At 70.1% G+C, this 13,811-nt stretch carries 14 protein-coding genes and 1 riboswitch; of the genes, 11 read left to right on the top strand and 3 right to left on the bottom strand.

Annotated elements, in window-relative coordinates:
* Nucleotides 1-51 precede the first annotated feature (51 nt).
* From rpmB to IEY69_RS00565, 6 genes are all read left to right on the top strand, one after another.
* Nucleotides 52-297, top strand: a complete 246-nt coding sequence (gene rpmB / locus IEY69_RS00590) for a 50S ribosomal protein L28 (protein WP_110830972.1) — start codon at nt 52-54, stop codon at nt 295-297.
* Complete coding sequence (mntC, locus tag IEY69_RS00585; RefSeq protein WP_229783518.1) at nt 294-1,220, top strand: manganese ABC transporter substrate-binding protein MntC; 927 nt, start codon at nt 294-296, stop codon at nt 1,218-1,220. Before rpmB ends, mntC begins: the two co-directional genes overlap by 4 nt.
* Before the next feature lie 104 nt (nt 1,221-1,324).
* Entirely contained in the window at nt 1,325-2,047 is a 723-nt protein-coding gene (mntA, locus tag IEY69_RS00580) for a manganese ABC transporter ATP-binding protein MntA (RefSeq protein WP_189071235.1), read from the top strand.
* 76 nt (nt 2,048-2,123) lie between these two features.
* Nucleotides 2,124-2,933, top strand: a complete 810-nt coding sequence (gene mntB / locus IEY69_RS00575) for a manganese ABC transporter permease MntB (protein WP_189071234.1) — start codon at nt 2,124-2,126, stop codon at nt 2,931-2,933.
* Between the two features lie 119 nt (nt 2,934-3,052).
* Entirely contained in the window at nt 3,053-3,865 is an 813-nt protein-coding gene (locus tag IEY69_RS00570) for an SDR family NAD(P)-dependent oxidoreductase (RefSeq protein WP_189071233.1), read from the top strand.
* Between the two features lie 365 nt (nt 3,866-4,230).
* Nucleotides 4,231-5,829, top strand: coding sequence for an ABC-F family ATP-binding cassette domain-containing protein (locus IEY69_RS00565; protein WP_189071232.1), 1,599 nt, complete (start codon nt 4,231-4,233; stop codon nt 5,827-5,829).
* A gap of 218 nt (nt 5,830-6,047) precedes the next feature.
* Here the strand turns inward: IEY69_RS00565 and IEY69_RS00560 are convergent, their stop codons facing one another.
* Both IEY69_RS00560 and IEY69_RS00555 read right to left on the bottom strand, forming a co-directional pair.
* Nucleotides 6,048-7,736, bottom strand: coding sequence for a bifunctional metallophosphatase/5'-nucleotidase (locus tag IEY69_RS00560; RefSeq protein ID WP_189071231.1), 1,689 nt, complete (start codon nt 7,734-7,736; stop codon nt 6,048-6,050).
* 164 nt (nt 7,737-7,900) lie between these two features.
* Nucleotides 7,901-8,521, bottom strand: coding sequence for a nitroreductase family protein (locus tag IEY69_RS00555; RefSeq protein WP_189071230.1), 621 nt, complete (start codon nt 8,519-8,521; stop codon nt 7,901-7,903).
* 87 nt (nt 8,522-8,608) lie between these two features.
* Between IEY69_RS00555 and IEY69_RS00550 the strand changes: the two genes are divergently transcribed.
* The 4 genes from IEY69_RS00550 to IEY69_RS00535 all read left to right on the top strand — a co-directional run bounded on the left by IEY69_RS00550 (nt 8,609) and on the right by IEY69_RS00535 (nt 10,485).
* A complete protein-coding gene (locus tag IEY69_RS00550; RefSeq protein ID WP_189071229.1) occupies nt 8,609-8,965 on the top strand; it encodes a winged helix-turn-helix transcriptional regulator in 357 nt (118 codons plus the stop codon).
* A 23-nt stretch (nt 8,966-8,988) separates the two neighbouring features.
* The gene (locus IEY69_RS00545; RefSeq protein ID WP_189071228.1) at nt 8,989-9,561 is read left to right on the top strand and encodes a GrpB family protein; all 573 of its coding nucleotides are present in this window, start codon (nt 8,989-8,991) and stop codon (nt 9,559-9,561) included.
* 99 nt (nt 9,562-9,660) lie between these two features.
* Nucleotides 9,661-9,888 carry a hypothetical protein gene (locus IEY69_RS00540; protein ID WP_189071227.1) on the top strand — a complete coding sequence of 76 codons (228 nt, stop codon included), beginning with the start codon at nt 9,661-9,663 and terminating at the stop codon, nt 9,886-9,888.
* 42 nt (nt 9,889-9,930) lie between these two features.
* A complete protein-coding gene (locus IEY69_RS00535) occupies nt 9,931-10,485 on the top strand; it encodes a hypothetical protein (protein ID WP_189071226.1) in 555 nt (184 codons plus the stop codon).
* Between the two features lie 174 nt (nt 10,486-10,659).
* Here IEY69_RS00535 and IEY69_RS00530 read toward each other — a convergent pair whose 3' ends face one another.
* Nucleotides 10,660-11,892, bottom strand: a complete 1,233-nt coding sequence (locus tag IEY69_RS00530; RefSeq protein ID WP_189071225.1) for a PrnB family protein — start codon at nt 11,890-11,892, stop codon at nt 10,660-10,662.
* 197 nt (nt 11,893-12,089) lie between these two features.
* A riboswitch (ZMP/ZTP riboswitch) is annotated at nt 12,090-12,181 on the top strand.
* A gap of 32 nt (nt 12,182-12,213) precedes the next feature.
* Here IEY69_RS00530 and purH point away from each other — a divergent pair.
* Nucleotides 12,214-13,779, top strand: coding sequence for a bifunctional phosphoribosylaminoimidazolecarboxamide formyltransferase/IMP cyclohydrolase (gene purH, locus IEY69_RS00525; RefSeq protein WP_189071224.1), 1,566 nt, complete (start codon nt 12,214-12,216; stop codon nt 13,777-13,779).
* Nucleotides 13,780-13,811: the final 32 nt, after the last annotated feature.

Below are 13,811 nucleotides of genomic sequence, written 5' to 3'. Positions count from 1 at the left end.
TGCGCCGGTGAACCTTCCCCCCACCCCCATTTGTGATAAGGAGAAATCAATATGAGTCGTGAGTGCTACCTGACCGGCAAGAAGAACCTCGTGGTGAACAGCGTCACCCGGCGCGGCAAGGCCCGCGCGCAGGGCGGCGTGGGCCGCAAGGTCACGGGCGTGACCAGACGCGTGCAGCGCGCCAACCTCCACAAACGCGCCATCCGCGAGGGCGGCGTCACGAAGACCGTGTGGCTCAGCGCCAACGCCCTGCGCACCCTCAGCCGCGGCCCGTACCAGGGCATCGAACTGCTGTGAAGCGCCCCCACCTCCTCCTGCCCGCGCTGCTGCTCGCCGCGTGCGCCGCGCCCACGGCGCAGGCCGCTCCTCTGCAGGTCAGCGCCACCACCACGATCATCGCGGACTTCGTGAAAGCCGTCGGCGGCACCCGCGTCAGCGTGAACGTCATCGTGCCGCCCGGCGGGGACACCCACACCTTCCAGCCCAGCACCGGCGCCATCCGCGACCTCGCCCGCAGCCGCACCCTGTTCGCGAACGGCGCGGGCCTGGAACCCTGGCTGCCCAAACTGAAGGCCAGCGCGCCCAAGGTACCCGTGCAGGAACTCACGGCGGGGCTGAAACTCCATGCCGCCGATGAAGGCGAGAACCACGCGGAGGCCGGGCATGACGAGCACGACGACCACGGCCCGCTCGACCCGCACGCGTGGTGGGACGCCACCCTGGCCGCCGGGTACGTGAAAAACGCCCAGGCCACCCTGACCCGCCTCGACCCCGCCGGGAAGGCCACCTACGCGAAGAACGCCGCCGCGCACCTGAAAGCCATCAGCGCCGCCGACGCCTACGCGAAGAAACAGTTCGCCACGGTCCCCGCCGCGCGGCGTGTGCTCGTGACGAACCACGACAGCCTGCACTACCTCGCCGAACGGTACGGACTGCGCCTGATCGGGGCCGTCATTCCGGGCCTGAGCACCGAACGGGAACCCAGCGCCCGCGAACTCGCCACCCTGACCCAGACCATGAAAAAAGCCGGGGCGAAGGTGATCTTCACGGAGAACACCGTCAACGCCCGCCTCGCCCAGACGCTCGCCCGCGAGACCGGCGCGCGCATCGCCCCCCCGCTGTACACCGACGCTCTCGGCCCCAAAGGCAGCGGCGGCGAGACGTACCTCAAGGCGTTCCGGACGAACGTGGACATCATGGTGAAAGCCCTGAAGGGCTAACCGTCGCCAGGAGAGGCGGGTGGAGGGGCACGGCCTACCTCCACCCGCTTCCGCTTTTGATTCTGCGCTCGCAACATCACCGCGCGGGGAGGTATGCTGGTCTGATGCTGGGCGTCGAGAACCTGACAGTGAGATACGGCCCGCAGACGGCGCTGGAGCACGCCAGCGTGCGCTTCGAGGCGGGGTCGTTCAGCGCGATCATCGGCCCGAACGGCGCGGGCAAGAGCACCCTCCTGAAAACCCTGGTGGGCCTGCTGCCCGACCCGGAAGGCGCGGTGCGCTTCGATCCGGGGCACACGGCGCGCGGCTGCATCAGTTACGTGCCGCAGCAGCAGACGCTCGACTGGGGCTTCCCCGTGACCGTCTGGGACGTCGCCATGATGGGCCGCACGGGTCGCCTGGGCTGGCTGCGCTGGCCCAGCCGGAAGGACCGGCAGATCGTGGAGGACGCCCTGAAGGAAACTGGGGTGTTCGACCTGCGCGGGCGGCACATCGGCGCGCTGTCCGGCGGGCAGCGGCAGCGGGTGCTGCTGGCCCGCATGCTGGCCCGCCAGGGGCACCTGCTGCTGCTGGACGAACCCCTGACCGGCGTGGACGCCGCCACGCAGGAAACCCTGATGGGCCTCCTGCGAAGACAGGCGGACAAGGGCCGAGCGGTCGTGATGGTCACGCACGACCTCGAACAGGCGCGGCGCTGGTGCGACCACCTCGTGCTCGTCAACCGCCGCGTGATCGCGGACGGCACGCCCGAACAGGTGTACACCACGCAGAACATCGAGGCGACGTTCAGCACCAGCTTCCTGGGACACACGCACGCCGAGGCGTGAGGTCGACAGGTGATGGTTGAAAGATGATGGATGACACACCCGGCCTGACCACCTTCCCGCGCCTTCGAGGACTCCCTTGCACCTGCTGACCGACCCCCTGCAATTCGACTTCTTCACCCGCGCCCTGCTGGCCGTGGTGCTCGTCAGCGTCCTGTGCGCCCTCGTCGGCGCGTGGGTCGTGCTGCGCGGCCTGAGTTACATCGGGGACGCCATGAGTCACGCCGTGTTCCCCGGCATCGTCGGCGCGTTCCTCATGCAGGGCAACCTGCTCGTCGGGGCGCTCATCGCCGCCGTCCTCACCGCACTCGGCATCGGCGCGATCGGGCGGCGCAGCGGCCTGAAGCAGGACAGCGCCATCGGCATCGTGTTCGTCGGCATGTTCGCGCTGGGCATCGTCATGCTGTCGCGCGCCCCGACCTTCACCACCGACCTCAGCAACTTCCTGATCGGCAACCCCCTCGGCGTCACGCCCGCCGACCTGTGGGGCGCACTGGCCGTCACCGTCGTCGTCGGCGGCATCCTGACCGCCATCCAGAAGGAACTGCTGCTCGCGTCCTTCGACCCCACCGAGGCGCGCGCCGTGGGCCTCCCCGTGCGCCGCCTGGAGAGCCTGCTGCTGATCCTGATCGGCCTCGTCGTCGTCCTCACCGTGCAGCTCGTCGGGACGACCCTCAGCGTCAGCCTGCTCATCACGTCCAGCGCCGCCGCGCGCCTCCTGGCCCGCAGCCTCAAGAAGATGATGCTCCTCGCCGCCGCGCTCGGCACCGTCGGCGGCGTGACCGGGCTGTACCTCAGCTACTACCAGGACACCGCCCCCGGCGCGACCATCGTCCTCGTGAACACCGCCATCTTCCTGGCAGCACTGGCGTTCCGTAGACGGGAGTGAAGGGGCGGTGGGCTTTGAGCTTTGAGCTGTGAGAAAGAACGCCGGGGCACACGCTCCGGCCTTTTCTTTCGCTCACAGCCCAGAGCTCATGCCGTCTCCCCTGCCGTACCCTGTGCGTCATGACGACTTTGCAGCGGTTCACGGGGAAGACGGTGCTCATCACGGGGGCGGGGGGTGGGATCGGCGCGGCGCTGGCGCACCGGTATGCGGCGGAGGGGGCGCGGGTCGCGGTGAACGACGTGAACGCGGCGGCGGCGCAGGCGGTCGCAGGCACCCTGACGGGGGCGGGCGCGCGGGCGTTGAGCGTGCCGGGGGATGTGAGCGTGGCCGACGGCGTGGAGGCGATCTTCGCGGCGACCGAGGCAGAACTGGGGCCGGTGGACGTGCTCGTGAACAACGCGGCGCTGACGAGTGATCAGCGGCACTTCCTGGACGCGGACGAGGCGTGGTGGGACCTGTTCCTGCGCGTGAACCTCAAAAGCGTGTTCCTGTGCAGTCACCGGGCGGCGCGGGGCATGGCGGCGCGGCGGCGCGGCGTGATCCTGAATGTGTCGAGTGGCGGCGCGACCCGCTCGCACCGGGGCTTCACGTCATACGACGCGGCGAAGGGCGGCGTGGAGGCGTTCACGCGGGCGCTGGCGCTGGACATGGCCCCGTACGGGGTGCGCGTGAACGGGATCACGCCGGGGTTCATCAACACGTACGGGCTGGAAGGTGAGGATCTGGCGCAGCGGGAGAAGACCGTGCCGCTGGGCCGTTACGGCACCGCCGAGGACCTGACGGGCGCGGCGGCGTTCCTCACGTCAGACGACGCGGCGTACGTGACGGGGCAGTTCGTGGTCGTGGACGGTGGGGTGCTGGTGCAGCAGCGCAGCGCGAACGTGGACACCTTCCCCCTGTCGCGCTTCCCCGAGGTGCCCGCCGAGGAGTGATACGGACTCCGATTGAATGGGCTGCAAATCCCGTTCAATCCGAGCGGATGCGAGTAGGAGAAAAACGGGTTCCGGACGTGGAGCTGGCAGATCGGTGGTGTTCCGATCTGTCAGCGAAACAAACGGAATCCGTATGAGCGGACCAACCGACCTCTGCCCTGGGGTGAGGGGTCGCTACGCCACCCGGCGCATGCGTTCATCTCGCGGCGAGTGGTACGGTCAGCCCTGACCACCGGGGTTGCCCGGTCGTTTGCCCCTCCGTTCACTCAAAGGACTCCCCTGTCTTGCGTCTGTAACCCCTGACTGCCGTGTTCCGAGTTGCCGCCTGCCGCGTGTGGGCTGGCCTGTCCCGTCAGGGGGATCAAATGCTGATGTTGAGTGGGGTCGCGCGGTCGTTCGCGGACCGCGTGTTGTTTTCGGGTGTGGAGCTGACCGTGGGGGCCGGAGAGCGGCTGGCGCTGGTCGGAGAGAATGGCAGTGGCAAGAGCACGCTGCTGCGCGTGCTGGCGGGGCTGGACGCGCCGGATGCGGGCGTAGTGACGCGCTCGGGCCGTGTGGCGCTGCTGGCGCAGGCGGGGTCAGTCGGTGGATCGGTGCTGGAGGCGGTCACGCCCCCGGCACTGACGGAGGCTCAGCTGGCGTTCGACGCGGCCTCGGCGGCGCTCTCGGACGGGTCGGAGGCGGCGCTGCTGGCCTTCGCGGACGCCGAGGAGGCCTATCGGCTCGCGGGCGGCTACGACTTCGCGGGGCGCGCGGCGGCGGTGCTGGCGGAGCTGGGTCTGGATGCCGGGGCGCGGGCGGACCGCCTGTCGGGCGGGCAGGCGCGGCGGGTGCTGCTGGCGGCGCTGCTGCTGGCCCCGGCGGACGTGTATCTGCTGGACGAACCGACCAACCACCTGGATGCGGAGGGTGCGGCGTGGCTGCGCGACTGGATCCGGGCGTCGGATGCGGCGTTCGTGCTGGCGAGTCACGACCGGGCGTTCCTGGATGAGGTGGCGACCGGCGTGGCGGAACTGGAACGCGGATCGCTGAGCGTGTACCCCGGCACCTACTCGGAAGCGATGGTGCTGAAGGCAACGCTCCGCGAGGCGAAGGTCCGTGATTTCGAGGCGTACCGCCGCAGGCGCGCGGCGCTGGACGAGGAACGCCGCCGCCTGAGCAGCCGGGGCAGCGTCGAGGAGAACCGCTCGCGGGCGCGGGACAACGACAAGTTCCTGTCGTCGCACAAGGCGGGGCGGGCGCAGGTGCTGTTCTCGAACCGCGCGCGGGCCATGAAGCGGCAGATCGAACGGATGGACACCCAGGCACCGGAGAAGCCGTTCCGGGACGCGCGGACGCTGCGGCTGACGCTGCCGCCCGTACCACCGGGACCGCTGGAGGTCCTGACCGTCCGTGACCTGGGCGTGGTTCGGGAATCGGAGGTGGTGCTGTCCGGCGTGACCCTGTACGTGCGCCGGGGCGACCGGGTGGCCCTGACTGGCCCGAACGGCGGGGGCAAGAGTACGCTGCTGCGCGCCCTGCTGGGCGGGTTGCCGCACGCGGGGTCGGTCACGTGGGGCGCGGGGCTGGCCGTCAGCCTGATCGGGCAGCACGGCGAGGAACTGCACGGGCTGGGCACGGTGGGCGAGGCGCTGCTGGACGCCAATCCCCTGCTGACGCCGCATCAGCTGCACGAGGTCGCGGCGGCGCTGGAGGTGCCGGGCGGCCCGGCCTTCCCCGTGTCCGGGCTGTCCGGCGGGCAGCGCACCCGCCTGAGCCTCGCACGGCTGCGGGTCACGCGCTCACAGGTACTGCTGCTGGACGAACCCACCAATCATCTCGACGTGCGGGCCATCGAGGCGCTCGAAGCGCTGCTGCTGGACTTTCCAGGCACGGTGCTGCTTGCCAGCCACGACCGGCGGCTGCTGGAGCGGGTCGCCACCCGCGAGTGGCGCGTCGGGGGCAGCGGGGTGCAGGAGGCGTGAGCCGGCCGCAATGAAACAGAGGCCGCACGTGAGCGGCCTCCAGTCATCCTGCGGCTGGGTTCATACGGATTCCGTCTGTTTCGTTGACAACCCGGAACTTCACCGGATTGCCAACTCCACGCCCGGAACCCGCTTTGCTCCTTCTCTGCTCCGCAGCTCTACGAGTCGCATCCGCTCAGGTTGAACAGTTTATGCAAACCGTTCAACCGGAATCCGTATCAGTTCAGGCGCTTGACGCGCTCGGTGGTGTCGGGGGTGACGGTGCCGCTGGTCAGGAACGCGCGGAAGGCGTCAATGTCCAGGTCGCCGCCCAGGCGGCTGGTACCCTTGGCGAAGGCGGTGAAGCCGTCGCCGCCGTCGGCGAGGAAGTTGTTCACGACGACGCGGTAGCTGGCGGCGGGGTCGATGGCCTGGCCGTTCAGTGTGATGTCGCTGACCTTCTCGCCCTTGGGTTTGGCGTTGTCCCAGGTGTACGTGAAGCCCCTGCTGACCTGCAGGATGCGGTTGCTGCCGGCGGAGGGGTTGTCGAACTGCTGCTCGAGGGCTTCCTTGATCTGCGCGCCGGTCAGGGTGATGACGGTCAGGATGTTCCCGAAGGGCTGCACGGTGAACGCGTCTCCGTACGTGACCTGTTTGCTGGCGTTGGGGACGTTCACGGGCAGGTCGGCGCGGATGCCGCCTGGGTTCATGAACGCGATGACGGCGCCGCCCTTCGCGGCGGGTGCGGCGGCGGCCAGCTGGCTGTCGGCGATGACGCGGCCCAGGGGGCTCTCGCCGTTGGGCGTGGCGGTGCGGCTGATCTGCTCGACGCCCAGCGTGGCGATCACGGTCTTGGCGATGGGGTCGGTGAGGGTCTTGGCCTGGTTCACCAGGGCGGTCATGGCGGCGTCCTTGGGGGCCTTGGCGGCGTCCACAACGACGTTGCTGGCGCGGATGGCGGTGACGCGGTTGGTGCGGGTGTCGACGGTCATGTCGAGGCGCTGCAGCAGGTGGCCCAGGGCGTCGCCCTGGATGACGACGCGGTCCTTGCCGTCGGGGCCGGGCACCAGGCAGTTGTAGCCGCGGTGGGTGTGGCCGGTCATGATGGCGCTGATGGCCGGGTCGAGGCCCCTGGCGACGTCCACGATGGGGCCGGTGAGGGTCTTGCAGTCCACGACGTCGAAGGCGTCGCGGCTGGTGCCGCCCTGGTGGACGAGGGCGACGATGGCGTCGGCGCCCATGCGTTTGATGGCGGGGATGGCGGCGTTGATGCTCTTCACCTCATCCTCGAATTTCAGTCCGGCGACGCCGGCGGGCGTGACGACGGTGGGGGTGTCTTTCAGGACGGCGCCGACGAAGGCGATCTTGGCCTTGCCGACCTGCACGATCTTGTAGGCGGGCAGGACGGGCTTGCCGGTCGTCTCGTCGAGGACGTTCGCGGCGATGTAGGGGAACTTGGCGCCTTCGAAGGTGTTGTTGAACTTGCAGGCCTTGGTGGCGTCGTTGCTGTTGCAGCCGCCCTTCTGGTAGCGCATCAGTTCGGCGAATCCGTAGTCGAATTCGTGGTTGCCGACGACGTTGACGGCCATGCCCAGGCCGTTCAGGGCGAGGATGGTGGGTTCGTCGCGCAGCAGGCCGCTGATCAGGGGGCTGGCGCCGGTCATGTCGCCCACGCCCACGAAGACGGTGTTGGGGTTGGCCTTGCGGGCCTCGGCGAGGATGCCGCCGATGGCTTCGGCGCCGCCGGCCTGGACGGTCAGGGTCTTGGTGCGGTCGGCGGGGTCGGGCACGCGGAAGCTGGTGGGCAGCAGGTTGCCGTGGAAGTCGTTGACGCCGATGACGGTGACGTCGACGGTGGAGGGGCCCAGGATCATGGAGCAGCTGCTGAGGCTCAGCGCCGCGCCGATCAGGAGAAGGTTGTTTTTCATGCGCTCCACATTGTAGGGCTTTCCCTGTCTGTGGAATATCAGCCCGCGCGGCGCGCCGGGTGCAGTACCGGTGAGGGGACAGGGGGAATGTGAAAAAACCGCCCCGGTGGGGGCGGCCTGAAGTCCGGTGTGCCCGCGCGCGCGGGCCCGACACCGGTGGTGGATCAGTAGAACTTGGTGATGCGCTCGACGTTGTGGCGGTGGTGGGGGAAGCCCTCTTCGGCGCGCTGGCCGACGGGGAGCAGGCCGGCGAACTGGACGTGCTCGGGCAGGCCGAGGATTTCCTTGACCTTGGCGGGGTCGAAGCCGAGCATGGGTACGGTGTCGTAGCCGAGGCCGCGGGCGGCGAGCATCAGGAAGCCGAAGGCGATGTTGGCCTGGCTGAGGCCCCACTGGCCGCGCTGGGCGACGGGCTGGCCGCCGAAGACGCCGTCGAAGGTGGTGCGCTGGCCGGTGCGGCCGGCTTCGCCCATGCCGGGGTGCGCGGTTTCCTCGACGGTGGCGAGGGTGTCTTCCATGTCGCTGTACACGACGATGACGGCGGGGGCGCCCGTGACCTGACCCTGGCCGTAGGCGGCGTCCTGGATCTGCTGCTTGATGGCGGGGTCCTGCACGACGGCGAAGCGCCAGGTCTGGGCGTTCCAGGCGCTGGGGGCCAGGCTGGCGAGGCGCAGGATCTCGTGCAGGTCGTCCTGGTTCATGGGTTCCTGGACGAACTTGCGGATGCTGCGGCGGGTTTCGATGGCGTCTTTGACGTTCAGGGCTTTGGTGGTGGTCGCGGTCATGCCGAGAGGTTAGGTCAACTGCTTTGAATTGTCAAGCGATGTGTCTTCCGTCATGATTTGGTCAGTCCCGCCGTGTAGACTTGTCCCATGAGCACTGAACACGCTGGTTTCTGCCCGGTCTACCGGGCCATCGGGGTGTTGCAGGAGAAATGGGTGCTGCACATCGTCCGCGCCCTGCTGAACGGCGAGAAGGGGTTTAACGAACTCGCGCGCGCCGTCGGCGGCTGCAACAGCGCCACCCTCACGCAGCGCCTCGAGCAACTCGAAACCCTCTCGCTGATCAACAAACGCACCGAGGACAGCCACGGCAAACTCGCCCGCAGCGTCTACAGCCTCACCCCGGCTGGACTGGAACTCCAGAGCGTCATCGACGCCATCGACGGCTGGGCCAAGACCCACCTGCACGCCCCCGCCGCGCCGCACCCCGAACCGGCCCCCTGCTGACCCCGGCCACTCCGCCAAGCGCCATGTCGAAGGTCATCACGGTCGTGCCGCCCGATCCCACCTGGGCGGCACGTTTTCACGCCCTGGCCCACCCCATCCGCGCGGCCCTGCCCGCCGACGCGCAGCTTCACCACATCGGCTCGACCGCCGTGCCCGGCCTGAGCGCCAAGGACGTGATCGACCTCCAGATCGGCCTGAGCGACCTGAACGCCGCCCCGGCCCTGTTGCAAACCCTGGCCGCGCTGGGCTATGAACCCCGCCCCGCCGTCACCGCCGACCACCTGCCCCCCGGCCTGACCCTGCCCGGCGCCGAGCTGCGCAAGGCCTACGCCAGCCGCGCCGGGCAGGTCCACCTACACGTGCGCGAGGTGGGCCGCTTCAATCACCGCTACCCGCTGCTGATGCGCGACTTCCTGCGCGCCGCCCCGGCCGCCGCCGCCGCGTACGGCGAGGTGAAGGTGCAGCTCGCCCGGCTGCACCCGCGTGACGTGGACGCCTACTACGCCGTGAAGGACCCCGTCATGGACCTGATCGTCGCGGGTGCTCAGGAATGGGCCACCCGGACCGGCTGGCGCGTGCCCCCCAGCGACGCCTGAATCACCCCCCGGCGCGCCCGGTTTCCGGCAGCGGAGCGGGGGCGCGCCGTGACAGCATGAGGTCACGCCTCCCCTGAACCGGAGTGCGCCGGAGGTTTCGTGAGTGCATTCCTGATCTTCATCGTGCTGCCCACCGTCCTGATCGTGCTGGCCCTGCGCATGAAGCCCCTGGTGCCGCCCGACGAGCGCAGCCACGACCCGCTGGGCGCGAGCGGCGCGGCGGGCGGGATGTTCGGCTCGCACGGCCTGGACGCCGACCCGGTCAGCATGCGCGAGGACACCGAGCGGGTGCAGTTCGACCTGAGTGCCCTGCCCGAGCGTGAATGAACCCCGAACACGCGCTCCGGGCGCGGCGCGTACCCTGAACGCATGAGCATCAAGGACAACTTCACGGCAGACGAGTGGTTCAAGGTCATGACCGGCCCCGGTCGGGCGGGCGCGGCGGTCGTGGCCGCCAGCCCCAGCGGCCTGACCGGCCTGGTCGCCGAGGCGCAGGCCATCGGGCAGGCAGTCCGCGAGAGCGTCAGCGCCCAGACCCGCACGCCGCTGCTGGAGGCCATGGCGGCCGACCTGCTGGGGACCGCGCCCGACCCGCAGGCCATGCCGCATCAGGACCGCGCCCGCAGCATGGACGAGGCCCGCGAGCAGAGCCTCGAGGGCGTGCGGCAGGCCGCGTGGGTGGTCGCCGCCAAGACCAGCCCCGAGGACGCCGCCGCGTACCGCGCCATGCTCCTCAACGTCGCCGAGCGGACCGCGGGGGCCGCGAAGGAAGGCGGGTTCCTGGGCATCGGCGGCGAACAGGTGAACGACAAGGAACGCGCCGTGATCGAGGAACTGCGCGCCCTGCTGGGCTCGGGCACGCCCGCCCCGCAGGACCCGGCCCTCCTGAGTCCCTCACCGGACGGCAGCGGCAACAGCAACTGACAGCGGTTTCCAGTTCCATTGAAGGGCCAGCACCACGCCCCTGGGCTCCACTTCCAACCCCTGTCCTTTTCAGGTCCTCGCTCTGCGGCGCAGCTCTTCGAGTCCGCTCGATTCAGAGGTATCGAGGGATACCCTCAGTACCTCTGAATGCTGCTGTAACACCCACCTGCTGGCCTAGAGCAGGTCGTCCGCGATGCGCTGGCGCCGGGTGTCGTGAATGCGGGAGTTCATCAGGTGCCGGAAGTCCTGATCGTGGGGGGTGCCCGCCGAGAACTGCGTTCCGGTGGACGCCATGACGTGCGCCCGGCCGTCCCCGCGCAGGTAGGCCGAGCCGCGCTCGCGGTGACTGACGCGCCAGCGTTCCATGTCCTGCACGCACGCGTCGAACAGGTCGCGGGCGCGGCTGCCGCCCCAGCCGGTCACGCCTGCCCGGACGTCACGCCGGTGCCCGTCCCAGGCGGTCAGGAACGCCCGCTGTTCCGGCGGCAGGTACGCGCGCGAGGCGAGCAGCGCGCCGCCCAGCGGTCCACTGAACGGGACGCCCAGCGCGAGGTCCGCGAACTGCGTGGCGCCCAGCTGCAGGCCACTGGCGCCCTCGAGCAGCCGCCCCTGTTCCGTCAGACCCCAGCCGAACGTGGGCTGGGTGTGCACCCGCCACAGGTCGGTGCGGATCACGTGGAAGCGGGTGTACACGTTGATCCCGCGCGCCACGGTGCGGATCGCGTGGTGCAGGTCCTCCAGCGCCGCCTCGAGCGCCGCGCAGTCCTGCTTGTGCGCGGCGCGCAGGGCCGCCATGCCCGCGCGCAGGACACCCAGGCCGCGCGCTTCGGCCAGGACGAACGTCTGGATCCACAGGTCCAGCTGCTCGCCCGCCACGCCCTCCTGCCAGGGGTGCGCGATGCGGACGTTCCCGGCGTGCAGCGTGTCCGCGTCGTACGGTTCGCCGGGCGTCACGTCGGGGCTGCGCCAGTTCAGGTACTTCAGGGTGTACAGGCTGCCGCAGGGCGGCAGGTCCCGCGCGTCACTCAGCGTCCGGAACAGGTGCGCCAGGGCACGCGGGAACTCCGGGTGCTCGTGAAAGCGCGCGGGGTCCACCGGCACGGCGTTCCAGCGGTACAGGTGCATCAGGATCGTGGTGGCCGACAGCAGCGCGTCGCGCTGATCGGCGTCCAGCGCGGCCAGCCCCGCGTGCAGGTCGCGGGGCCACGACGCGACCGCCTCCCGGATCAGGGGCCGGACGCCGGTGTCGCCGTACGCGCTGGCCAGTGTGGGGATCAGGTCGGGTACCACCTGGTACGGGCCGGGCAGCGTGAGGACGGGCGCCTGGGGCGGCAGAAACCCGGTCCGGGCGAATTGCCGCTCGAAGGTGTCCAGGATCGTGGGGAGGGTGGGGGACGCGTGGCGCAACTGAACCTCCTGACCTGACCTCCACTGTAGGAAGCGGAGGCGGGCCGCGCTGCGTATTTCCGTCATCCACCCGGAGGGTAAAGGACTCATGCTGCTCCCCGGCACGCCCGGCGCGGTGCTGGTCGGGTGGGTGCGTCCGGGACTGCTGACCGGGGTGGGCGGGGTCACGTGCGCCCCGTGACGGTACACTGCCCGCTGGGCCGGGGGGCGACTGGCGCTGAACGTGGGCACACCACGGGGAAGCCCCCGACACGGACTTTTTTCCTGATCGCGCGCCTGGGTCGATCCCCGCCTCTGCTGGCGGGGTCCTCGGAGGTCACAGTGACGCAGCATGGGACACAGAGCAGAAGGGCCCTCATCTCGGTGAGCGACAAGACGGGCGTCGTGGAGTTCGCGCGGCAGCTCGAGGCGCGCGGCTGGGAGATCCTCAGCACGGGGGGCACGTACCAGAGCATCGTGCAGGCCGGGATTGCGGCGCGGCAGGTGAGCGACGTGACGGGCTTCCCCGAGATGCTGGACGGCCGCGTGAAGACGCTGCACCCGGCCGTGCACGGCGGCATCCTCGCGGTGCGCGAACCCAGACACCTGGGGCAGCTGGAGGCGCACGGGATCGGCACGATCGATCTGGTGTGCGTGAACCTCTACCCGTTCCGGGAGACGGTGGCGCGCGGCGCGCCCGACGCGGACGTGATCGAGAACATCGACATCGGCGGCCCCGCCATGATCCGCTCGGCAGCGAAGAACCACGCGGGCGTGCTCGTGCTGGTGGACCCCGCCGACTACTCCGTGGCGTTGCAGGACGAGGTCAGTGACGCCGAGCGACGCCGCCTCGCCGCGAAGGCGTACCGGCACACCAGCGAGTACGACGCCGCCATCACCACGTACCTGACCGGCGCCAGCGACGAGCTGCCCACCGCGCTGCCCGAGACGCTGACGCTGAACCTGACGCGCGCCGCGCAGGTCCGCTACGGCGAGAACCCCCACCAGCCCGGCGCGATCTACCGCCTGGGGAGCGCCAGCGGCCCCGTCATCGACGCGCAGGTCGTGGCGGGCAAGCCCATGAGCTTCAACAACTACGCCGACGCGGACGCCGCCTGGGCGCTGTGCCAGGAACTCGCCGCGCAGGAATCGGCGCTGCCCGAGCACGCCGCCGTGTGCGTGGCGGTCAAGCACGCCAACCCCTGCGGCGTGGCCGTCGCGGCGGACGTGAAGACCGCCTGGGAACGCGCCCGTGACGCGGACACCCTGAGCGTGTTCGGCGGCGTGGTCGCCGTCAGCCAGCCCGTGACGCTGGAGGCGGCGCAGGCGACGCGCGGCACCTTCCTGGAGGTGCTCATCGCGCCCGAGGTCACACCCGAGGCTGCCGCGTGGTTCGCGGAGAAGAAACCGGACCTGCGTGTTCTCGTCGCCGCGCCCGCGCAGGGTGTCAGCGTGCTGGACGTGCGGCCCCTGACCGGCGGGTTCGCCGTGCAGGAACGCGACGCGCGCCCCTGGGACGACCTGTGCCCCGAGGTCGTGACCAAACGCGAACCGACCGAGCAGGAATGGCTGGACCTGCGCTTCGCGTGGGCGACCGTGAAACACGCCCGCAGCAACGCCGTCGTCCTCGCCAAAGATGGCGTGACGGTCGGCCTGGGCGCGGGCGCCGTGAGCCGCATCTGGGCCGCCGAACGCGCCGTGGCGAACGCGGGCGAGAAGGCCCAGGGGTCCGTCCTGGCGTCCGAGGCGTTCTTCCCCTTCGACGACGTGGTGCGCCTCGCGGCGAGCGTGGGCGTCACGGCGATCCTGCAACCCGGCGGCGCCAAACGCGACCCCGAAGTGATCGCCGCGTGCAACGAACTGGGCATCAGCATGGTGTTCACCGGCTCACGCCACTTCAAACACTGACCCCCCAACCCTGAACCCCCTGGGTGGACGTG

Origin of the sequence: Deinococcus sedimenti, from assembly GCF_014648135.1 — a bacterium.
GTDB classification, from domain to species: Bacteria; Deinococcota; Deinococci; order Deinococcales; family Deinococcaceae; genus Deinococcus; species Deinococcus sedimenti.
This window is presented reverse-complemented; position numbering and strand designations above follow the sequence as displayed.

Coding starts and splice junctions, on each gene's coding strand:
- IEY69_RS00555 (WP_189071230.1), bottom strand. CDS start 8,521: ATGACCGCGACCACCACCAAAGCCCTGAACGTCAAAGACGCCATCGAA.
- IEY69_RS00535 (WP_189071226.1), top strand. CDS start 9,931: ATGAGCATCAAGGACAACTTCACGGCAGACGAGTGGTTCAAGGTCATG.
- IEY69_RS00560 (WP_189071231.1), bottom strand. CDS start 7,736: ATGAAAAACAACCTTCTCCTGATCGGCGCGGCGCTGAGCCTCAGCAGC.
- IEY69_RS00565 (WP_189071232.1), top strand. CDS start 4,231: ATGCTGATGTTGAGTGGGGTCGCGCGGTCGTTCGCGGACCGCGTGTTG.
- IEY69_RS00545 (WP_189071228.1), top strand. CDS start 8,989: ATGTCGAAGGTCATCACGGTCGTGCCGCCCGATCCCACCTGGGCGGCA.
- rpmB (WP_110830972.1), top strand. CDS start 52: ATGAGTCGTGAGTGCTACCTGACCGGCAAGAAGAACCTCGTGGTGAAC.
- IEY69_RS00570 (WP_189071233.1), top strand. CDS start 3,053: ATGACGACTTTGCAGCGGTTCACGGGGAAGACGGTGCTCATCACGGGG.
- IEY69_RS00550 (WP_189071229.1), top strand. CDS start 8,609: ATGAGCACTGAACACGCTGGTTTCTGCCCGGTCTACCGGGCCATCGGG.
- mntA (WP_189071235.1), top strand. CDS start 1,325: ATGCTGGGCGTCGAGAACCTGACAGTGAGATACGGCCCGCAGACGGCG.